The organism is Pseudonocardia xinjiangensis (assembly GCF_012911925.1).
Lineage (GTDB): Bacteria > Actinomycetota > Actinomycetes > Mycobacteriales > Pseudonocardiaceae > Pseudonocardia > Pseudonocardia xinjiangensis.
Map to the genome: position 1 here is coordinate 1 of NZ_JAAXKY010000025.1, position 20,002 is coordinate 20,002.

Below are 20,002 nucleotides of genomic sequence, written 5' to 3' on the forward strand. Positions count from 1 at the left end.
CCCTCGACCCCACCCTGCCCCCACCGCCCGGCGGTGGCGACCGAACCGAACCGGTCGACATCCAGCAGGAGATGCAGCGCTCCTACATCGACTACGCGATGAGCGTCATCGTCGGCCGCGCGCTGCCGCTGGTCGAGGACGGGCTCAAGCCGGTGCACCGGCGCGTCCTGTACTCGATGGGGGAGAACGGCTTCCGCCCCGACCGCAGCTACGTCAAGTGCGCGCGCGTCGTGGGCGAGGTGATGGGGAACTACCACCCGCACGGTGACTCCTCGATCTACGACGCGCTCGTGCGGCTGGCCCAGCCCTGGGCGCTGCGCTACCCGCTGATCGACGGGCAGGGCAACTTCGGGTCCCGCGGCAACGACCCGGCTGCGGCGATGCGCTACACCGAGTGCCGCCTGTCGCCGCTGGCCATGGCGATGCTGCAGGACATCGACGAGGAGACCGTCGACTTCGCCGACAACTACGACGGCAAGACGCAGGAGCCACTCGTCCTGCCGTCGCGGGTGCCCAACCTGCTCATCAACGGCAGCGCCGGGATCGCCGTCGGCATGGCCACCAACGTGCCGCCGCACAACCTGCGTGAGGTCGGCGCCGGCGTCGTGTGGGCGCTGGACAACTGGGAGGCCACCGACGAGGAGCTGCTCGCCGCGCTCATGGAGCGCGTCAAGGGCCCCGACTTCCCCACCGCCGGGCTGATCGTCGGCCGCGACGGCATCGAGCAGGCGTACCGCACGGGTCGCGGCTCGGTGCGGATGCGCGCCGTGGTGGAGGTCGAGGAGGACGCCAAGGGGCGCGCCATCCTCGTGGTCACCGAGCTGCCCTACCAGGTCAACCCGGACAACCTGATCGAGTCGATCGCCGCGCAGCACCGCGACGGCAAGATCGCCGGGATCGCCGAGATCAACGACGAGTCCTCCGACCGCGTCGGCATGCGCATCGTCATCACGCTCAAGCGGGACGCCGTCGCCAAGGTCGTGCTGAACAACCTCTACAAGCACACCCAGCTGCAGTACGGCTTCGGCGTCAACATGCTGGCGATCGTCGACGGCGTGCCGCGCACCCTGCGGCTCGACCAGGTGGTGCGCAACTACATCCGCCACCAGATCGAGGTCATCGTCCGGCGCACCCGCTACCGCCTCCGCAAGAAGGAGGAGCGGGCCCACATCCTGCGCGGCTACGTCAAGGCGCTCGACGCGCTCGACGAGGTCATCGCGCTGATCCGCGCGTCGGAGACGGTCGACGTCGCCCGCGACGGCCTGATCCAGCTGCTCGACGTCGACGAGATCCAGGCCCAGGCGATCCTCGACATGCAGCTGCGGCGCCTCGCCGCACTCGAGCGCCAGAAGATCATCGACGAGCTCGCCGAGATCGAGCGGGAGATCGCCGACCTGCAGGACATCCTCGCCAGGCCCGAGCGCCAGCGGCAGATCGTCCGCGACGAGCTCACCGAGATCGTCGAGAAGCACGGCGACGACCGGCGCACCCGCATCGTGGCCGACGACGGCGACGTCACCAACGAGGACCTCATCGCCGTCGAGGACGTGGTCGTCACGATCACGCAGACCGGCTATGCGAAGCGCACGAAGACCGACCTCTACCGGGCGCAGAAGCGCGGCGGCAAGGGCGTGCAGGGCGCCACGCTGAAGCAGGACGACATCGTCGCCCACTTCTTCGTGTGCTCCACACACGACTGGATGCTGTTCTTCACCAACAAGGGGCGGGTCTACCGGCTCAAGGCCTACGAGCTGCCGGAAGCCAACCGCAACGCCCGCGGCCAGCACGTCGCCAACCTGCTCGCCTTCCAGCCCGACGAGCACATCGCCCAGGTCATGCAGATCAGCGACTACCAGGCGGCGCCCTACCTGGTGCTCGCCACCCGCACCGGCCTGGTGAAGAAGTCGCGGCTCACCGACTTCGACTCGCCCCGCACGGGCGGCCTGATCGGCATCAACCTGCGCGAGGACGACGAACTGGTCGGTGCGGTGCTCTGCTCGGCTGAGGACGACCTGCTGCTGGTGTCCGCCGAGGGCCAGTCCATCCGGTTCACGGCCAGCGACGAGGTGCTCCGGCCGATGGGACGCGCCACGTCCGGGGTGCTGGGGATGCGCTTCAACTCGGGCGACCGGCTGCTTTCGCTCGGCGTCGTCCAGCAGGACAAGTTCGTGCTGGTCGCCACGGCGGGCGGCTACGCGAAACGTACGCCGATCGAGGACTACCCCGTGCAGGGTCGCGGGGGTAAGGGTGTTCTCACGCTTCAGTACGACCGGCGCCGTGGCACTCTGGTTGGCGCGCTCATCGTCGGCATCGACGACGAGCTGTACGCGATCACCTCGACCGGAGGGGTGATTCGCACGTCGGCCCGCGAGGTACGCAAGGCCGGCCGTCAGACGAAGGGAGTGCGCCTGATGAATCTCGGTGAAAGCGCCACCCTCCTGGCGGTCGCCCGCAACGCGGAGGACGACGCGGACGATGCGGACCTGAACGGCGCTACCACCGCCGAGCAGTGATGCGCCGAGCCGGCAACACCCCACCTGGCCCCGAGGAGACGTTCACCTCGTGAACGACAAGACGCGAAAATCGAGTGAGCCCGACGGCCGTGGCCGGGTGACCACCGGAGAGTCCGCTGCTGCTCAGCAGCGTGCTGATGGCGCCGAGGTCGCCGCTCCGGAGGGGGCCGCGGGTTCCGCAGAGGCGCCTGTCGCGAACGGGGCCGGCGCCCCTGCCGGTACACCGGCCCAGGAACCGGTCGCTCCCGCGGTGCGCGTGTCGGAGGGTGCCGTCGCACGGCCGAAGGACGAGCGCGACTCGCCCCTGCTCGATCCGGAGGGGCCCGAGGCGGTCACCACGGAGTTGCGGTTGACCACAGCGGAGAACGGCTCCGGCCCGCAGCCGGCGCCGGAGCCCGCGGAGGCCTCTCGTGCTGCGGCGGCGCGTCCGTCCTCGGGATCGTCGGGCGCGCGTCCCGCCGCGTCTCCAGGTCCGGCTCCGTCCCCTGGCCCGGCAGCGGGGCCGCCACCGTGGCACCGGATGCCGGGGAAGGACGCGCCGGAGAAGCCCGAGAAGGCCGCCGACGAGCGACCTGCCGGTGGCCTGCTCGAAGAAGCCCCCACCACCTTCCTCGAGCCCGCCACCCACGGCGACGGTTCGTCGGAGACCGAGCCAGCGGCGGACAGCGACTCGCTCGCGACCGGTCGGCCCAGGCGTAGCCGCCCGCCGCGCCAGGCGGCGCTGCAGCTCAAGCGCCTCGATCCGTGGTCGGTACTGAAGCTCGGTCTCGTGCTGGCCGTGGTGCTGTTCTTCATCTGGATGGTCGCGATCGGGGTGCTGTACGGCATCCTCGACGGGATGGGTGTCTGGGACCGGCTCAACGGCACCTACGCCGACCTGGTGTCGGGTGAGACCCCGACCGGCAGCCCGCTGATCAGTGCCGGGCGCGTGTTCGGGCTCGCGGCGGTCATCGGCGCGATCAACAGCCTGCTCTTCGCCGTCGCCGTCACGATCGGGGCGTTCGTCTACAACGTGTCGGCCGACCTCGTCGGCGGCATCGAGGTCACGCTCTCCGAGCGCGACTGACCCCCGACCGGCGGTCCTCCGGAAGGGGGAGCCGGTGGGGGGCGGCTGGAGACGCTGGGGTAATCTCGTCTCCGCCGCAGGGGCCCATAGCTCAGTTGGTTAGAGCGCGTCGCTGATAACGACGAGGTCGCTGGTTCAAATCCAGCTGGGCCCACTACCCATCCCCGGGACAGGCAGGACGTGAACCCGTGAAGAAGATCATCGCTGTCGTCGCCGCAATCGCCGCAGGCGCCCTTGTGTTCTCGAAGGTCCGTGCGTCCCGTTCGGACAACGACCTCTGGCATGACGCCACCAACAACTGAGCCTGGTGTGCTCCCGCCCACCGCGGGCGGGTAACGTCCTCGCTCAGCATGGGGACGTAGCTCAATTGGCAGAGCACCGCCTTTGCAAGGCGGGGGTTAGGGGTTCGATTCCCCTCGTCTCCACCAGCAATAACGGCCCCTAGCGAGATCGTCAGGCCAGGGGCCGTGCCACATACGTGCCACACCGCTCATGAGCTGTCCTCCTTCGCGGCGCCTGCCCTGCGACCCATCTCCGCGGCGATCTCACGGTCCCGGCGATCGGTCGAGTGCTGGTAGCGCATCGCTGCACGGACTGTGCTGTGTCCCATTCGGCGCATGAGTTCGCGGGTGGTCGCGCCAGCCTCGGCGGCGAGCTGGTTACCGGTGTGTCGCAGGTCGTGAAAGTGGAAGTTGGCTGGCAGGCCCACCGCCTGCACAGTCGACGACCACCTCGTCGCGCGACGGAAGTTGCTGCGCCGCAGTCGGCCGCCCAGCTCACCGAGGAACACGAACGCCGCGGGATCTTCTTCGACGTGCTCGGCGACGTGCCCCATGAGATCGGGCAGGACCAGCGTTGGCACGGCCACCGTACGGACGCCGGCGTCGGACTTGGTGTGCCCGTCGGCGAGCGTGCCATCGTCGCGTTCGCTCAGGGTTCTCGTCACTTCGACGATGCCGTTGACCAGGTCGATGTCGACTCGGCGCAGGTTCACCAGCTCACCCCACCGCAGGCTCGTGAACGCCCCCAGCAGCACGAGCGTCCGGAACCGCGCGGGTACTGCATCTGCCAGCGCGTAGACCTGTAGCACCGTGGCAACCGGGCGGGCCGCCTCCCGCTCGCGGTCTGCCCCCTTGATCCGGCAGGGGTTCCGCTTGATCATCCCGTCGTCGACCGCGGTGTACAGGATCGCCCGCAGCAGCCGGTACACCTTCGCCGCCCGGTTCTCGCCCATCCCGCCGTCGAGTAGTTGCGCCCGCCACTGCCGGACTGTCGAGGTCCCGATCTCACCGACAGGAAGCGCGCCGAGGTGCGGGTCGATGTGGTTGCGGAAGATGCCCTCGTAGTCGTCGCGCGTCCGAGGCCGCAGAGTGCGCTCTTTGATCCAGCGTTGCCCGAAGTCGCCGAGCTTTACCGCGGACTGCCACGGGTCGATCCAGTCTCCCCGGAGGACCTCCGACTCGGTGATCGTCAGCCACTGATCGGCATCGCGTTTGGTGAGGAACGGGATGGCCAGGCTGGGGCAGTGGAGTTGCGGATGGGGTGAAGCGGGTGCGGCATCTCATTGACCTCCTCGAGGGCTACCACACGGCATCCCGGACGCAGGCTTGTCAGGATCGGCCGGCGGAACGGTGACAGGCTGCGCCCGGGATGCCGCGCGGTCGGGCTGCGCCAGGTCGACGAGATGCCACACAGATCCGTTGTGGCTCGGATACCCGGTGGTCGGCTGGTGGCTGTGCGGGCTGGCCGGGCCGCCGATGAGTGACTAACTGAGTGACAACCGCTGTGCAGGAGTGCGAACGGAGCCGGACTTTGGCGGACACTGTCGCCAGCAGGAGGGCACCATCGAGCCGGTTCCGACACCTCGCGCGAGTGGCTGGCAGTCAAAGGGCGCCCGGCGAAGCGGGCTCGGGCGGACGATCTTTGCTGCTGGGCGGTGATCGGCTGGCTCCCTAACCCAATGGCGCTCCTGTCCCACGCTGCGGCAGGGTGATGCTCGTGACCATGAGGCCGACGTTACATCTCACGGTCGGCTTGCCGGGGGTGGGCAAGACGACCCTTGCGCGCGAGTTGGAGCGGGGCAGCGGAGCCCTGCGGCTGACGCCTGATGAGTGGATGGTGCCGCTGTTCGGAGTCCGGTGGGTCGACTTCGGGGGGAAGCGCGACGTTCTGGAGGGTCGGCTTATCTGGGTTGCCCGCCACGTCTTGCGGGTGGGTGGCTCCGTGATCCTGGACTTCGGATGCTGGTCTAGTGACGAGCGATACGCTCTCCGCGTGATCGCCGAGCTCGCCGATGCGGACTTCGAGCTACACTACGTGACTCTTCCGGAGGAGGAGCGCAGAGAACGAGCGACGGCGCGGTGGCGCGAGGCTCCCGAGGAGACCTTCGAGATGACCGTGGCCGATCACGAGCGATTCCTAGGGTCCTTCACGCCCCCGACGGCGGCCGAGTTCGAAGGTTCTTCGATCCCTCCGCCTCCAGTACCGTTCGGCAGCTGGCCCGCCTGGGCGTCTGATCGATGGCCCACGCTCCCGCGTCTGGACATGTGAGCGGTGCCCAGGCGGGCGTGGACTCGGAGCATTCCCGGAGCGGGCCGGGTAGGCGTGCCCGACCTCTGCTGACACAGGACGTCAGGAAACCGCAGATCAGGTGGCACAAGGCGGCACCGGACGTCGGCACTCAAGCTGTCGCTTCCAGGTTCACACCGATGAGTTCGGGCGTCCACTTCGGGCCGTCCTGGAGGGCGTGACGACTCCGGCTACAACGCCGAGTTATTGATCAACTCCGAGCAAGCGGTCGCGTTCACGATGAATGCGAGCCTCGAACTGTTGCGGAGGACTGCCGGTCCAGCTGTCCAGTCGTGGTGAGGGCGAACAGGACGCCCAGCGCGAAGTGCCATTCCTTGCCCGGTGGATCGGAGGGTGTGTCGCGTACGTTCTCCACTCGGGCCAGTGCCCCCTCGATAAGTTCTGCCGGCGTTGGTCGTGGTGGGTTCTCGGCGGTCATGCGCCGATGATGCCCACGCTGCGCCGCTGGTCAAAGGGCCCGGTACAGATCCGGTACAGTGGCAGCTGATCTGGGGTATCACAGGACGACACGCCCTGACACTGCTCGGCAGCTCAGAGCGTTGCGGGGCTGAAAGCCCCTGGTTGGACACGGTTCACCAACTACCGCTGACACAGGTCGCGCTGTCGATTACGTCAAGTTCGTTGATCGTCGGCGCCGTACGCGAACGACCAGCACGCATGTCAGAACGATGACCCCGCCGAGCGCGCCGAGCGCGCCGAGCGCGATGACCCACCCCAGAATTGGCGACTCGGCGGGCGCCGCAGATGAAACCGCACCAGCAGGAGCAGCCGACGTCGAGGGTGAGGCTGGCAGCTCGTGGGTCGCAGTGCAGTTGTTGTCGGAGTACGGCGACGTGGAGTTGATCGGATGGAACTCGTACCGCTGGCCGGTCACGTAGGAGCGATCCACCGACGTGGCGGCGCCCCCGCCGGGAGGGTCGATGGCATCCGTGCCGCGCACCTCCACCATCAAGCCCGCGTCCGTCCGAACCTGAGCGATGCGCCCCGCTCGTGTCGTCTGAATGACGGTGCCGCTGAAGGCCGCATCCGATAGCCGCGGAGTTCCGGCCGCGCAGGATGCCCACGCTGGCGATGCTGCCCCTACGGACAGCACGAACAGGTGCGCCGCCGTCAGTAGCACCGTCACCACGATCATCCAACGAGCGCCCGGCTTCCGGCGAGACCTCGTGCGACTCAGCCTGCACTCACCAACTGATTGCGCAACCGACGCCGACACGTCCGCGATACTCCCATCCTGCCGCGCTTCCGCCCTGGGCACCCTGCCGACATCCCTGTGGACCTCTGCCCGACCGTTACCCCGGGTCGCCGATGCGCCGTGAGCCGCCCTCAGCCGCTTCAATTACGCCTCGGGTCAACGTGCGTCTGATGGGCTGGAGAGGCAGCAGAGAGGCATCACCAGCATCGGCACATGCTGATTTCGCCGAGCGCTCGATGGCACTACTACCAACCGCAACGGTCCTGAGCGGCACGACAGGACACGCCAAATCCGCGTTCACACCGAAAAGGTCACTGGTTCGATTCCATTATCGCCATAGCAAATGTCCTGTTCAGAGGCTCTTTTGAGAGCTTCCGACCAGATCGCGTTCGTCGTTGTATTAGCGCGATAGGCAGCAGGAAGGCATCAGGCGGGCACGAGGGCGCCAGTCGGGCCGTCCTCCGGCGTCTGGTCGTCGAGCTCACGCAAGATGCGAAAGGAGTCGTCGGTGCGGCGTGTGTAGAGATCCAGCGTCGTCGACGCGCGCTCGTGGCCCATTACCCGCTGCACCATGTACTTCTTTGCAAGTTCGGTCGGGTGGCGTCGAGCCGCTCCGAGATCAGGAAGGCGTGGGCTGGTGGTCTCGGGCTGCGCCGGGTCGACGTGCCGCCGTACGACCTTCGAAGTGGCTCGGCAGCGGTTCATCCGAGAGGCCGTCCAGGATGTGCTCTAAGTGTGTAAGGGGACCGCGGAAAGCACGCTGGGGTGGGCATTCGCCATCGCGTACCCAGCGCCGGCCCAACGGAGAAGGCTCAGGTCGTTCGGCATGTCGCCGAATGCAATCACCTCGGACCTGTTGACTCCCAACGAGCCACAAAGGCCCGCCACCGTGCTGGCCTTCGTTACCCCGGGCGCGCTGACTTCTAGCGGACCCACCGCGCTCGAACAGGTGATTTCAGCAACCTGCTGCACTGCCTCGGCCGCAATCGACAGCATCGAGTACGTATCCAGCCGGGGTGACCAGGCGAGCAGCTTGACGATCGGGTCCCCGACCCCCCAAAGCTGTTCCGCGTCATCGATGCGTACTCGGGCTCCCTTCCGATCGTCGGGGCTGGGCCAGTCGTAACCGGGTCCGTCGTATGCCATTCGTCCGGTATCGACAGCGAACCTGACATCTGGAAGCGTTCCAGCGAGGGCCTTGACGACCTCACGCACCGTTTTCACCTCCAGGGCGTGCACCTCGGCGAAGACGTGCGACGACAGGGTGTAGACGATGGCGCCGTTGCTGCAGACTGCAGGACCCGACAGGCGAAGACGCTCGGCGAGTTTGTCTAGCTGTCGGGGAGGGCGAGCGGTCACGAACACCACTGTCGCCCCGAGCTCGGTTATCGCTCGCAAGGCCGCCAGCGTCCGATCGGACACCGCGCCGTCGGGCCGCAGGAGCGTACCGTCAAGATCGGTAGCGATCAGTCGAGGCAGCAACACACCGCCGAGACTACCCAGGTCGCCGGAAGGGATCCGAGACCTCGTGCACTCCGCTATCGGCGTTTCCTCCGCCTTCGCCGCCGTTTCCTTCGCGAGATCCGCGAGACCCGCCAGCATGGCGGACGCTGTCGATCTGGCGATCGACGGCGAGCCAGGCTGAGCGACAAACTGAGTGACAACCGCGCCACAGAAGGGCGGATCGCTCTGGACTCCCATGGACGGAGCTACCAGCAGGTAAGCGGCGAGTAGCCGGATCAGAGCCGTAGCGCGATTGCCTGGCAGTCAAACGCCTCACGTGCCACACCCGTGCCACAGGGTCCGGTCAACCACGGTCACTACGGACACACGCAGACGCTCGCGGAGCTGCGCGAATGCCCTCGTCGTGGCCGCTGATCCACATTTGCAAGGCGGGGGTTAGGGGTTCGATTCCCCTCGTCTCCACCAGCAATAACGGCCTCCGGTGAGGTCGCCCGGTCAGCGGGCGTGCCATGCCACACGCTCATGGACTGTCGCCCCTCGCGGCGCCTGTCCTGCGGCTCATCTCTGCGGTGACCTCCTGGCGCCGCTGCAGCCGGCCAGTCACCTGACACGGGTCGGTGGAGATCGGCAGGAACTGGTCGGCCGGCACTCCAGGTGATCGGGCTCGGACCCATCACGCCAGGAGGGCGCGCCAGCGATCGGCCGACTCGATGACGTCCAGGCTGACCCGCTCCAGGAACGCCCCTGTTCTGGCCATTCGCTGCCCCACGGGCCTGTCGAGCCCGAGCTTCTCCGCCGCCGCCGTCGCGGCCCGCGCCGACTCGAGCGTCTGCTGCGCTCCGAGTACGACCGAGTGGTACCAGGCGGCGTCGTCGACCACGTAGATGTCGCGACGTCGCTGCGGATCACGCTCTCGCCGGACATACCCGTGCTGGACCAGGTAGTTCACGGCCACGGAGACGGAGGCCGGGCTGACGTTCAGCCTCCTGGTCAGCTCTGCCGCGGAGCGCCTGCCGTCCTCGGACAGCAACAGGTCGAGGTGCACGCGCGCCGTCATTCTCGGCAGCCCCGTCCGGACCGCCATCTCGATGATCTCCTCTTCCACCGCGCTGGTGGGCGATCCGGCCTCGCGCGGGGGCGCCGGTGTGCCACGCCGCGCCCGCTGGACCGTCGCTCGGTGCGCCTGCTGGGGCCGGTAGCCGTGAGGGCCGCCGTTGCGTCCGACCTCCCGGCTGATCGTCGAGGTCGGACGGTCGAGCCGCCTGGCGATCTCAGCGTAGGAGAGCCGGGCGGCGAGGCCGGCCGCGATGCGCTGGCGGTCCTGCTGGGTCAACCGTCCTCTCGGCACGCCGCCACTATTGCCTTCGCCGTCAGCAATTGCAACGCAGCATTGCGTTCGGGCCCAGCGTCATCGCACCAGTTTCCCTCGTCTATCTGGGAAAACGCATCTAGATCTTTGACGCAATTCTGAATGCAACGTAGCTTTCCGCTCGAACCGAACATGCTCCATCGCGAGATCGGGAATGATCATGAGTGAGTCCGTCCACACCGTCGCGACGCTGCCGACGGCGCGTCAGCCGGGCTGCCCCTTCGACCCGCCGGCAGAGCTGACCGACGCCCGTCGGCACGGCCCCATCAGCCGTTACCCCTTCCCTGACGGGCACGAGGGCTGGCTGATCACCGGATACGACCTGGTCCGGTCGGTGCTGGCCGACTCGCGGTTCAGCTCACGCAAGGAGCTCATGTTCCACCACCCGTTGATCGACTACACCGGCGTGGAGGTCCCGCCGGCGGCGCCCGGCGAGTTTCTCCTCATGGACGAGCCACAGCACGGGCGCTACCGGAAACCGCTGGTGGGCAAGTTCACCGTGCGGCGGATGCGGCAGCTCACCGAGCGCGTGGAACAGATCACCGCCGAGCACCTGGACGCCATGGAGAAGGCCGGGCCGCCGACGGACCTGGTGACCGCGTTCGCCACGCCCATCCCCGCCATCATGATCTGCGAGCTGCTGGGGGTGCCGTACGAGGACCGGGGCTACTTCCAGAAGCAGGTCGAGTCGTTCATGAGCGGGGAGACGAGCGACGAGGACCTGATGGCGGCCTACACCGCGACCCAGACCTACCTCGCGGAGCTGGTGGCCGCCAAGCGCGCGAACCCTACCGACGACGTGCTCAGCGACCTCACCGACAGTGATCTGAGCGATGAGGAGCTGCGCGGGATGAGTCTGATCCTGCTGGCGGCCGGGCTCGACACCACCGCGAACATGCTGGCGCTGGGCACCTTCGCGCTGCTGCGCAACCCGGCACAGCTGGCTGCGCTGCGCGTCGATCCCACGCTCGCCGACCAGGCCGTGGAGGAGCTGCTGCGGTATCTCAGCGTCGCCAAGACGTTCATGAGGACAGCGCTGGAGGACGTGGAGCTGGGTGGCCAGACCATCGAGGCCGGTACCGCCGTCATCCTGTCGTACAACACCGCGAACCGCGACCCTGAGCGCTTCGCCGATCCCCAGGTGCTCGATCTCCGCAGGCAGGACGGCGGGCACCTGGCCTTCGGCCACGGCATCCACCAGTGCCTGGGTCAGCAACTGGCCCGCGTCGAGATGCGCGTCGCGTTCCCCGCGCTGGTCAACCGCTTTCCCACGCTGCGCCTGGCCGTAGCTCCTGAAGAGGTCGGCCTGCGCCCCGAGACCGCGGACATCTACGGGGTGAAGAGCCTCCCGGTCACCTGGGACGTGTGACCGCAAGCCGGTGACCGGGCTCGATCAACGCCGGGTTTGTCGGGGTCGGGTCCTACGCTCGATCACATGGCGTTGTCCCTGGAAGAGCGACAGAAGTTCCTGGCCGAGCCGCGCATCGCCGCGCTGTCCGTGTCCGCAGGGCCGGATCGCGGCCCCCTGACCGTGCCCATGTGGTACCAGTACGCCCCGGGCGGCGAGGTCTGGGTGCTCACCTCGGTCGCATCCGTGAAGGCGGAGCTCATCCGGGCCGCGGGCCGCTTCACGTTGATGGTCGATCGTGTCGAACCGACGATAAGGTACGTGTCGGTGGAAGGGCCGGTCTCGCGGACCGTTCCGGGCACGGACGAGCACCTGTGGGAGATCAGCAGGCGGTATCTGCCGCCGGACGAGGTCGCCGCCTACGTCGAGTTCGCGAAGGCCGACCACGGTGAGCAGATCTGCATCTTCCTGCGCCCGGAGCGGTGGCACTCGGCGGATCTGGGGGGCTCGTCCTGACCTGACTCGGCACACCGCCCGGACGGGCGAGAGGATTCGTACCCATCGTCCATACCGTCCCTGACGTGCCTTTTTCCGCGCCCACCGGGTCCTCGGAGAGGACTAGTGTCCGAAGTGGGGAATGAAGCGCGGAGGACGACGTGGCCGACTGGGACGGGCATGGGCTGCCGCCTGTTGCGGCCGAGCGGGCGCGGCGGGCGGCAGCGGGTGGCGCCTGGACGTCGTTGCTCTCGGCGCCGGCGGCGGCCGGCTTGCAGGTGGCCGGGTTCGAGCCCGTCGGAGAGGTGATGGGCTCGATGGTCCAGCAGATCGGCTGGACCGGGTACCAGGGCTGCGGTATCTACGGCGGTGTCTATGGCGGCGCCTACGGGGGGTGGGCCACCCCCACGATCACGTCGTCGGCGCCCACCCGGTTCGCGGGCTTCCGTCCCTACGTGGACGCGCTCTACCGCGGCTACGGCACCGCGATGAGCCGTATGGCTCAGGAGGCGGCGACGATCGGCGCCGACGGCGTCGTCGGGGTCGGACTCGTGATGTCCCAGCTCGACGGCGGCGCGCGTGAGTTCACCGCGCTGGGCACCGGTGTGCGTGCTCGCGGCAGCGTCCGACCGTCCCGGATCTTCAGCACCCACCTGCCGGGACAGGACGTCGCCAAGCTCGTCGCGGCCGGCTGGATGCCGACCGACCTCGTCTACGGCATCTCGGTGGCCATCCGGCACGACGACTGGCAGACCCGCCAGCAGGCCGCGTGGGGCGCGGGCAACACGGAGGTCACCGGTTACACCGAGCTGATCAGCCACACGAGGGCCGACGCCCGGCACCGGCTCGCCGGGCACGTGCGGGAGTCGGGGGCCGACGGCGCGATCGTGTCGTCGATGGACTTGCATGCCTGGGAGATCGAGCCCGGAGAGAACCACCGCGACCACGTCGCCGAGGCGGCGGTCTTCGGCACCGCTCTGGTGCGTTTCCACACCGACACCGCGGCGCCGACGCGGACGTTGACCTACCTGCCGCTCCGTTGACCCACCCTGGAGATCCTGTGACCGCCGACCCGACAGCGCTGGGCGTACCCGAGGACGCGATGCGTCGCCTCGCCGAGATGCGTCCCGGGCAGGCGACGAGCCTGTTCACCTCCGACCTCTCGGTGAACGAGTTCCTGCTCGTGCGGGAGGCCGGTTTCCGGCCGGTGGGGCTGGTGCTCGGGTCGAGCATCTACCACGTCGGTTTCCAGATGGGCCGATGGAACCGCAACCAGGAGCTCACCACGCTGTCGCAGGCGATGTACCACGCCCGGGAGCTCGCGATGACGCGGATGGAGGCCGAGGCCGACCAGCTGGGTGCCGACGGGATCGTCGGGGTCCGGCTGCACATCGAGTTCAAGGAGTTCGGCGCCGACCTCGCCGAGTTCATCGCCGTGGGCACCGCGGTGACGGCCGACGAGCCCCGCACGCCCGAAGGCGTGTCGTGGCGCAACAACAAGAACCAGCCCTTCACGTCCGACCTGTCCGGACAGGACTTCTGGACGCTCGTGCAGGCCGGGTACGCGCCACTGGGCATGGTGATGGGCTCGTGCGTCTATCACATCGCCCACCAGCGGTTCTGGCAGGCGATGGGCAACGTCGGACAGAACGTCGAGCTGCCGCAGTTCACCGAGGCGCTCTACGACGCCCGTGAGCTCGCGATGAGCCGGATGCAGGCGGAGGCGGAGCAACTGCACGCCGAAGGGATCGTCGGGGTGCAGCTGCTCTCGCACGGTCATCGGTGGGGTGGTCACACCACGGAGTTCTTCGCCATCGGCACGGCGGTGCGTCCCCTGCGCCCCGACCATCGCATCCCGACCCCCCAGCTCGTGCTGCCGCTGACGGACGGGTGACGCGGTGACGATGGAGCCGAGCGGCCTCGGGCCGATGGGCGACGTGCAGCTTCTTGCGGCCACCCTGGGATCCGACCGCACCGACGTCGCCTCCTACGCGAGGGTCCTCTCCGGGGCACTGGCCGGTGCCCTCCCGGCCGGGATGGTGGAGGTGGACCACCGGCGCGGGATGGGTGACCGGATCGCGGGCCGGAAGGGGCACGTGGTCGCGGTGGTCGTGCACGGCGAGGGCAGGCAGCTGGCGTTGCACGAGGGACCGCACGGCACCGTGGAGGCCGAGGTGCGCCAGGTCGTGCGGGACGTCGTGATCAGCAGGCGCGCCGTCACCGTCGAGCAGTGGTTGCAGGCACTCGCCGAGGACCTCACCCGGGTCGCGGCCCGTGACGCCGCGGCCCGGGTGGCCCTGGAGCGGCTTCTCGCCGGCGGTGTCTGAGCCGGGTCAGATCGCCGGTTCGGCGGCGGCCTCGGCCTCCTCGATCACGAGCGCCTCGGCCACCCGGTCCGGGGGCAGCGCGACCTGGATGCCGATGTAGAAGATCGCCAGCGCGAACACGGCCACCACGGCGAGGTCGACCCACGGCGGGATCACTCCGATGCCGCCGTACTGGCCCAGGTAGGAGATGATCCCGAGGCCGATGAACCACGGCAGGACCCAGAGCATCGCGCGTCCGTCCAGGGGCCCGCTCGAGGCCTGCTTGCCCAGCAGGCGCGAGATCACGAAGACCACCATGCCGACCGCGAGCAGGATCAGCAGCTTCTCGACGGTCTGCCACGACGCCCAGTAGACGATCTCGCTCGCGAAGATGAAGGCGATCGGCGAGATGACGGCGGCGCCCTTGAGCCGGTAGGGACGCGCCCGGTCGGGGTCGTTGCGACGCAGCGCCATGAGCGTGACCGGAGCGAAGCCGTACATGATCACGACGGCTGAGGTGATGAGGCCGACGAGGCTCTGCCAGCTCGGGAACGGCAGGAAGCAGATGATCCCGACCACGAACGCCAGCAGCAGCGACACCCACGGCACCCCGGCCTGGTTGAGCTTGGCGGTCGACCGCGGGATGTAGCCGGAGTGCCCGAGTGCGTAGGACAGGCGCGACGCGGTGCCGATGTACACCAGGCCGGTTCCGGCAGGTGAGATGAAAGCGTCGATGTAGAGGATGACGGCGAGCCAGCCCACGCCGAGTGTGGTGGCGAGGGTGGCGTAGGGGCCGTAGTCGCCCTTGCCGACCGGCGCCGCCCAGCCGTGCAGCAGGTTGGCCGGGTTGAGCGCGCCGATGAACGCGATCTCGAGCCCGATGTAGATGACCGTGCCGATGAGGACCGCACCGATCACGGCCCGCGGGAGGTCACGCTGGGGGTTGCGCGACTCGCCGCCCAGCTGGACCGCCTGCTCGAAACCCTGCAGGGCGAACACCACACCGAGCGGCAGGGCCGCGAACACGCCGTGTGCGCCGAACGGGGCGAAACCGCCGCCAGCGGTGAAGTTGCCGGCGTGGAAGGACACCACGATCAGCACGATGACGGTCAGGACCGGCACCGCCACCTTCCACAGCATGGTGACCCGGTTGGACTCCGCCAGCCACTTGACGCCCATGATGTTGATGGCGGTGAAGATGGCCATCAACAGGACGGCGATGACGAGTCCGAGCCCGGTGAGGGCGCCGTCCCCGTTCACCAGTCCCGGCCAGGCGTGGTCCAGGTAGCTCAGCGCGGCCTCGACCTCGATCGGAGCGAGGGTCACCGCCTGCAGCCACCCCACCCAGCCGGCCGCGAACCCGGCCAGCGCGCCGAAGGCTATGCGGGGGTAGCGGGCCGTGCCGCCCGCGAAGGGGTACGCGGCCGCGAGTTCGGCGTGCACGAGGGCGAGCAGCACCATCACGGCGCCCGCCAGCAACCACGACAACACCGACGCGCCGCCGGCGGCAGTGGCCGCGGTGAGAGCGCCCAGCAGCCAGCCGGAACCGATGATGGAGCCCAGCGAGATGAACATCAACGGGATCGGCCCGACGTCACGACGCAGGCCGGGCACCGCCGTTCTCTCACGTCCGGCGGAGATTTCGGTCATGGGGAATGACTCCGATCAGGGGGACTGCGGACAGCGCACGTACAAAGTAAATTCGGCTTTGCTATTCGCCCGTTCGATGGTGGCAGCGTACGTGTGAGCTAACGCCAGTAAAAGGGTGTAGCGAGACCTGGCTCGAGCGGTTCCCGAGAGGCTGTCCGAAATGCCAAGTATTGGTTGATCGGATGCGCTCAGCGCAGCCAGAACCAGGCCAGACACGCAAGGCCCGCGACGATGCAGTAGATGCCGAACGGGCGTAGCGAGCGGGTCTCGAAGTAACGGGTGAGATACCGCACCGACACGTAGGCGCCGACTCCGGACAACAGGCTGCCGACCAGGATCTGGGGCCGGATGCCGTCGCCGAGAGGGCCGGCGAGGTCGCCGACCTTGAGCAGGCCGGCGGCGAGGATCACGGGCGTGGCCAGCAGGAAGGAGAAGCGTGCCGCGTCGGCATGGGAGAGCCCCTTGACCAGGCCGGCGACCATCGCGGAGCCGGACCGGCTGATGCCCGGGGCGAGCGCGGCGATCTGCGCCGCGCCGATCAGCACCGCTCTACCCAGGGGAAGCTCGGCGAGCCGGCGGTCCGCCAGTTCCTCGGCGGTTGCGGGCGCCGGCGCACGACGCCCCGCCCGTCCATGGCCGGGGTCGGCCCGGACCCGAGCGAGGGGGACGGTGGCGGGATCCTGGGCCAGTGGCACGGTCGCCGGCTCCGGGTCGCGCGCTTCGGACCGTTGCCTCAGCCGCTCCCCCACGAGCAGGAGCACGCCGTTGACGACGAGAAATGCGGCAGTCGGCTGCGGCCTGCTCAGGTAGACGCGGAACACGTGCTCCAGTACCAGGCCCGCGAGTGCCACCGGAATGGTCGACACGACCAGCAGCCAGCCCAGCCGCTGATCGGGCTCGGTCACCTCACGGCGGACGATGCTCGTGACGAGGCCCCGGATGATGCGGGCCCAGTCGCGCCAGAAGTACACGACGAGAGCGAGAGCCGTGGCCACGTGCAGTCCGACGACGAAGGCCAGGTACGGCGACTCCGGTGAGCTGACGTCGAGATCCTGGGCCCAGCTGCCCCCGATCACCGCGGGAATCAGCACGCTGTGTCCGAGGCTGGATACCGGAAAGAGCTCCGCGACCCCCTGTAGGCCACCGATCACGATCGCTTCCAGCCAACTCAAGGTGCCCACTGCGGTGCTCTCCTCGTTGCAAATCGGCGCTCGGTCCGCACCCTAATGGAAATGCCGCATCGAGGTTCGGGTCGGTGGTCGGAGCGAGAGCATGTCGGGAAAAGCCGGATAGGATCCGGCCGCCGGGAATAACCGACACGGATATTTGGTCCGTTCTGTGCGGGAATTCCGATCGGCCGGCTCCCGGTCGGTGCTGAGGCGGAACAGGACGCAGAATCGACGCCATGGTGAACTCGCCCGGCCGGCAGGCCTGAGCCATGGCCTTCGTCGCACTCGACACCGCGGTCCGACTCGGCACCGACGCGCTGCGCGCCCTCGGCTTCGACGGGTCGGATGCCGCGATCGTCCTCGACCACCTCATGGACTGCGAGCTCCGCGGGCTCTCCTACAGCGGCCTCGCCCGGATCCTCAGCATCGCCGACCGGTTCGGCCACACCCCGCTGACCGGTGCGGACATGCGGATCACGCGGGAGTCGCCGGTGTCGGCGCAGCTCGACGGCGCCGACCGCATCGGCTACCTGGTGGGCCGCCGCGCCACCGAGATCGCGGTGGAGAAGGCCCGGACATCAGGTCTGGCCGTGGTGGGGGCGAACCGCACCTGGTACACCGGCATGCTCTCGTACTACGCGGAGATGATCACCGGGGCCGGGATGGTCGCCATGCTCGCGTCGAACGCGACGCCGTGGGTGGCGCCGTACGGCGGCACCGAGCCGCGCTTCGGCACCAACCCGATCTGCTTCGGGTTCCCGACCGGCGGCGAGGTTCCGGTGATCTGGGACATCGGCATCTCCGAGATCATCCACGCGCAGGCGGTGCTCGCCCACCGCACCGGGCGCCGGTTGCCGCCCGGCTCGGCCTACGACGCCGCAGGTGAGCCGACCGACGACCCGGTGGCGGCGCTGTCCGGTGCTTTCGCCGCCTGGGGTGGCCATCGGGGCAGCGGGCTCGGCATCGTCGTGCAGCTCCTCGGCATGCTGGCCGGGTCCCCCGCCGCGCCGCCGCAGCTGGAGGACTTCGGCATGCTCGTGCTCGTGCTGCGGCCGGACCTCTTCGGCTCGGCCGCCGAGTTCGAGCAGCGGACCGCGGAGTTCGCGGCCTCCGTACGGGCGACCCGTCCGGTCGATCCGGCGGTGGCCGTGCGCATGCCGTTCGAGCGCTCGGTGGCCGTGCGTGCCGACCGGGTCGCCGCAGGGGGCATCGACGTCGAGCCGGCCGTGCTGGAGGCACTCAGCGAGCTCACCTCCATGCACTGACCCCGCCGCGGCGGGGCACTGCCGAGTCGCCGGCCTCAGCCGAGGTGGCGTAGCTGCGGCCAGAGCCGGTCCCACGGCACCAGCTGGTCGCGTGCCACCCACACCGGGGTGCCCTGCTCGTCGTTCTCGAGCCCGACCCCGTTGTCGACCCGCCCCGCGTGCTCCACCCGGCCGAACCACCTGCGCAGCTGCTCCTCCTCGAACCCCACGGCGATCACGGTCGTGGCGTCGGGGGGCGGTCCCCACGTCCAGTAGGAGTTGTGGCCGCTGTAGGCCGGACGGAGCTCGGGCAGATAGCGGTCGACGGCGCCGGCCTGCCCGTAGTTGCGCGTCAGAACGGCGACGCGCTCGGACGCAGGCACGGTGAGGCGGGCGGCGGCGACGGTGGCCGCCAGGCGGGGCCAGCCGACGGTCTCCCCCGCGTCGTAGTTGATGTCGACGATCGGCGTCGCGGCGAGCCGGTGGTCGGGCACCAGCGGCAGCATGAGGACGCTCGCCGTGACCGCGCTCAGTACGAGTGCCACGCCCAGGCTTACCGCCCGCCCCGCCCCGGAGCGCGCCCAGGCCAGCACCGGCGCCGCCCCGGCGGCGAGCAGCACGGGGTAGAGGCCAGCCAGGTAGTACGGCTTGCCGCCGGTGACGAGGAACAGCACCGCGAGCACCACGTAGGCCATGGCGAAGGAGCGCCACGTGCGGAGCCGGGGATCACGCGCGAGGCGCCACCACCCCAGAGCCCAGACGGGGACGAGCGCCGGGCTCACCAGGATCAGCTGGAACGGGAGGAACACGTACCAGGGCTCGCTGGTGCCCGAGCCGCCCGCGGCGATGGCAGCGGAGAGCGCCACCTGCGGGAACCCGTTTGCGGCCTGCCAGACGAGGTTGGGCGCCCACAGCACCAGCGCGAGCAGCCCGCCGAGCCACGGCCACGGCGAGCGCAGTGCCGGGCGCGGTCCGGCCACCAGCACCCCCACCAGCAGGGCGCCCAGCAGGAACGCAGGAAGGAACTTGTTCTGCAGCCCGATGCCGGCGACGAGCCCGACGGCGAGCCACACCGGGCCACCATCGCGCAGGGCCCGCACGACGAGCCAGGAGATCGCGGTCCACACCAGCAGGTCGATCGACGTGGTGGAGAGCATGTGGCTCACCACGGGCAGCACCGCCGAGGCCGCCATGCACGCGGCCGCGAGGACCTGCGCACCCCGCCCGGCCCCGAACTCGCGGGCGAGCAGCCCGGTGAGCAGCACGACCAACCCGGCGATCACCGCGGACGGGAGTCGCAGCCCGACCAGCGAGCCGTGGAAGAGGGTGTGGAGGGCGTGTGCGAGCAACGGGGTGAGCGGGGGCTGGTCGGCGTAACCGAAGGCGGGCTCGGATCCGGCGCGGATGAAGTACAGCTCGTCGCGGTGGTAGCCGTACCGGCCGGCCACGGCCAGCAGCAGCACCGTCACGGCTGTGGCGAGCGCGCCGAGCCAGGTCCACGCGACGGGCTTCCGACCGGGTGCACGATCCGCAGCGCCGAGCTCACCCGTGGCGCTGATCACGCGTGGACGGTACCGCGCCCTGTTTGCCCCGT

At 69.1% G+C, this 20,002-nt stretch carries 19 protein-coding genes, 2 tRNA genes and 1 pseudogene; 12 read left to right on the forward strand and 10 right to left on the reverse strand.

The window, feature by feature from the left end; genetic code table 11:
• From gyrA to HF577_RS10390, 5 genes are all read left to right on the forward strand, one after another.
• A partial coding sequence (gyrA, locus tag HF577_RS10375; RefSeq protein ID WP_407692198.1) for a DNA gyrase subunit A occupies positions 1-2,513 on the forward strand: 2,513 nt, incomplete at its 5' end.
• A 520-nt stretch (positions 2,514-3,033) separates the two neighbouring features.
• On the forward strand, positions 3,034-3,579 hold the full coding sequence (locus HF577_RS10380; protein ID WP_169395568.1) for a DUF3566 domain-containing protein: 546 nt from the start codon (positions 3,034-3,036) through the stop codon (positions 3,577-3,579).
• An 80-nt stretch (positions 3,580-3,659) separates the two neighbouring features.
• A tRNA-Ile gene (locus HF577_RS10385) sits at positions 3,660-3,733 on the forward strand.
• Between the two features lie 34 nt (positions 3,734-3,767).
• Positions 3,768-3,881: a DLW-39 family protein gene (locus tag HF577_RS39190; protein ID WP_312859057.1), complete on the forward strand. Its 114-nt coding sequence runs from the start codon at positions 3,768-3,770 to the stop codon at positions 3,879-3,881.
• 50 nt (positions 3,882-3,931) lie between these two features.
• Positions 3,932-4,007: transfer RNA gene (locus tag HF577_RS10390), tRNA-Ala, on the forward strand.
• Between the two features lie 62 nt (positions 4,008-4,069).
• Here the strand turns inward: HF577_RS10390 and HF577_RS10395 are convergent.
• A complete protein-coding gene (locus tag HF577_RS10395) occupies positions 4,070-4,813 on the reverse strand; it encodes a tyrosine-type recombinase/integrase (RefSeq protein ID WP_169395569.1) in 744 nt (247 codons plus the stop codon).
• Positions 4,814-4,837: 24 nt separating this feature from the next.
• Positions 4,838-5,095 (reverse strand): annotated as a pseudogene (locus tag HF577_RS40145) (N-terminal phage integrase SAM-like domain-containing protein); the annotation flags it as partial.
• A 476-nt stretch (positions 5,096-5,571) separates the two neighbouring features.
• On the opposite strand from HF577_RS40145, the gene HF577_RS10405 reads away from it, so the two are divergent.
• A complete protein-coding gene (locus HF577_RS10405) occupies positions 5,572-6,129 on the forward strand; it encodes an AAA family ATPase (protein ID WP_246266198.1) in 558 nt (185 codons plus the stop codon).
• Between the two features lie 253 nt (positions 6,130-6,382).
• Here HF577_RS10405 and HF577_RS10410 read toward each other — a convergent pair whose 3' ends face one another.
• From HF577_RS10410 to HF577_RS10430, 5 genes are all read right to left on the reverse strand, one after another.
• Positions 6,383-6,586 carry a hypothetical protein gene (locus tag HF577_RS10410; protein ID WP_169395570.1) on the reverse strand — a complete coding sequence of 68 codons (204 nt, stop codon included), beginning with the start codon at positions 6,584-6,586 and terminating at the stop codon, positions 6,383-6,385.
• 189 nt (positions 6,587-6,775) lie between these two features.
• Positions 6,776-7,303 (reverse strand): hypothetical protein, encoded by a 528-nt coding sequence (locus HF577_RS10415; protein WP_169395571.1) that lies wholly within the window; start codon positions 7,301-7,303, stop codon positions 6,776-6,778.
• 486 nt (positions 7,304-7,789) lie between these two features.
• On the reverse strand, positions 7,790-7,936 hold the full coding sequence (locus HF577_RS10420) for a hypothetical protein (RefSeq protein ID WP_169395572.1): 147 nt from the start codon (positions 7,934-7,936) through the stop codon (positions 7,790-7,792).
• Positions 7,937-8,092: 156 nt separating this feature from the next.
• Entirely contained in the window at positions 8,093-8,965 is an 873-nt protein-coding gene (locus HF577_RS10425; protein ID WP_169395573.1) for an HAD family hydrolase, read from the reverse strand.
• A gap of 535 nt (positions 8,966-9,500) precedes the next feature.
• Positions 9,501-10,160 carry a MarR family transcriptional regulator gene (locus HF577_RS10430; protein ID WP_169395574.1) on the reverse strand — a complete coding sequence of 220 codons (660 nt, stop codon included), beginning with the start codon at positions 10,158-10,160 and terminating at the stop codon, positions 9,501-9,503.
• A gap of 196 nt (positions 10,161-10,356) precedes the next feature.
• Here HF577_RS10430 and HF577_RS10435 point away from each other — a divergent pair, with 196 nt between their 5' ends.
• The 5 genes from HF577_RS10435 (at position 10,357) to HF577_RS10455 (ending at position 14,366) form a co-directional block, all read left to right on the forward strand.
• Positions 10,357-11,565, forward strand: coding sequence for a cytochrome P450 (locus tag HF577_RS10435; protein WP_169395575.1), 1,209 nt, complete (start codon positions 10,357-10,359; stop codon positions 11,563-11,565).
• A 66-nt stretch (positions 11,566-11,631) separates the two neighbouring features.
• A complete protein-coding gene (locus tag HF577_RS10440) occupies positions 11,632-12,060 on the forward strand; it encodes a pyridoxamine 5'-phosphate oxidase family protein (protein WP_169395576.1) in 429 nt (142 codons plus the stop codon).
• 140 nt (positions 12,061-12,200) lie between these two features.
• Positions 12,201-13,082: a heavy metal-binding domain-containing protein gene (locus tag HF577_RS10445; protein ID WP_169395577.1), complete on the forward strand. Its 882-nt coding sequence runs from the start codon at positions 12,201-12,203 to the stop codon at positions 13,080-13,082.
• A gap of 17 nt (positions 13,083-13,099) precedes the next feature.
• Complete coding sequence (locus HF577_RS10450) at positions 13,100-13,933, forward strand: heavy metal-binding domain-containing protein (RefSeq protein WP_312859058.1); 834 nt, start codon at positions 13,100-13,102, stop codon at positions 13,931-13,933.
• A gap of 10 nt (positions 13,934-13,943) precedes the next feature.
• Complete coding sequence (locus HF577_RS10455) at positions 13,944-14,366, forward strand: hypothetical protein (RefSeq protein ID WP_246266200.1); 423 nt, start codon at positions 13,944-13,946, stop codon at positions 14,364-14,366.
• Positions 14,367-14,372: 6 nt separating this feature from the next.
• Here HF577_RS10455 and HF577_RS10460 read toward each other — a convergent pair whose 3' ends face one another.
• Both HF577_RS10460 and HF577_RS10465 read right to left on the reverse strand, forming a co-directional pair.
• On the reverse strand, positions 14,373-15,995 hold the full coding sequence (locus HF577_RS10460) for an APC family permease (RefSeq protein ID WP_246266195.1): 1,623 nt from the start codon (positions 15,993-15,995) through the stop codon (positions 14,373-14,375).
• Between the two features lie 188 nt (positions 15,996-16,183).
• A complete protein-coding gene (locus tag HF577_RS10465; protein ID WP_169395578.1) occupies positions 16,184-17,176 on the reverse strand; it encodes an undecaprenyl-diphosphate phosphatase in 993 nt (330 codons plus the stop codon).
• A 257-nt stretch (positions 17,177-17,433) separates the two neighbouring features.
• Between HF577_RS10465 and HF577_RS10470 the strand changes: the two genes are divergently transcribed.
• The gene (locus HF577_RS10470; protein WP_169395579.1) at positions 17,434-18,429 is read left to right on the forward strand and encodes an Ldh family oxidoreductase; all 996 of its coding nucleotides are present in this window, start codon (positions 17,434-17,436) and stop codon (positions 18,427-18,429) included.
• Between the two features lie 35 nt (positions 18,430-18,464).
• Here the strand turns inward: HF577_RS10470 and HF577_RS10475 are convergent, their stop codons facing one another.
• A complete protein-coding gene (locus HF577_RS10475) occupies positions 18,465-19,970 on the reverse strand; it encodes a glycosyltransferase family 39 protein (RefSeq protein WP_211174063.1) in 1,506 nt (501 codons plus the stop codon).
• Positions 19,971-20,002 lie beyond the last annotated feature (32 nt).

What these genes read in the sequence shown, in the direction of transcription:
- HF577_RS10380 (WP_169395568.1), top strand. Translation starts at nt 3,034, where the DNA reads ATGCCGGGGAAGGACGCGCCGGAGAAGCCCGAGAAGGCCGCCGACGAG.
- HF577_RS10395 (WP_169395569.1), bottom strand. Translation starts at nt 4,813, where the DNA reads ATGGGCGAGAACCGGGCGGCGAAGGTGTACCGGCTGCTGCGGGCGATC.
- HF577_RS10405 (WP_246266198.1), top strand. Translation starts at nt 5,572, where the DNA reads ATGCTCGTGACCATGAGGCCGACGTTACATCTCACGGTCGGCTTGCCG.
- HF577_RS10410 (WP_169395570.1), bottom strand. Translation starts at nt 6,586, where the DNA reads ATGACCGCCGAGAACCCACCACGACCAACGCCGGCAGAACTTATCGAG.
- HF577_RS10415 (WP_169395571.1), bottom strand. Translation starts at nt 7,303, where the DNA reads ATGATCGTGGTGACGGTGCTACTGACGGCGGCGCACCTGTTCGTGCTG.
- HF577_RS10420 (WP_169395572.1), bottom strand. Translation starts at nt 7,936, where the DNA reads ATGGTGCAGCGGGTAATGGGCCACGAGCGCGCGTCGACGACGCTGGAT.
- HF577_RS10425 (WP_169395573.1), bottom strand. Translation starts at nt 8,965, where the DNA reads ATGCTGGCGGGTCTCGCGGATCTCGCGAAGGAAACGGCGGCGAAGGCG.
- HF577_RS10435 (WP_169395575.1), top strand. Translation starts at nt 10,357, where the DNA reads ATGAGTGAGTCCGTCCACACCGTCGCGACGCTGCCGACGGCGCGTCAG.
- HF577_RS10440 (WP_169395576.1), top strand. Translation starts at nt 11,632, where the DNA reads ATGGCGTTGTCCCTGGAAGAGCGACAGAAGTTCCTGGCCGAGCCGCGC.
- HF577_RS10455 (WP_246266200.1), top strand. Translation starts at nt 13,944, where the DNA reads ATGGAGCCGAGCGGCCTCGGGCCGATGGGCGACGTGCAGCTTCTTGCG.
- HF577_RS10460 (WP_246266195.1), bottom strand. Translation starts at nt 15,995, where the DNA reads ATGACCGAAATCTCCGCCGGACGTGAGAGAACGGCGGTGCCCGGCCTG.
- HF577_RS10470 (WP_169395579.1), top strand. Translation starts at nt 17,434, where the DNA reads ATGGCCTTCGTCGCACTCGACACCGCGGTCCGACTCGGCACCGACGCG.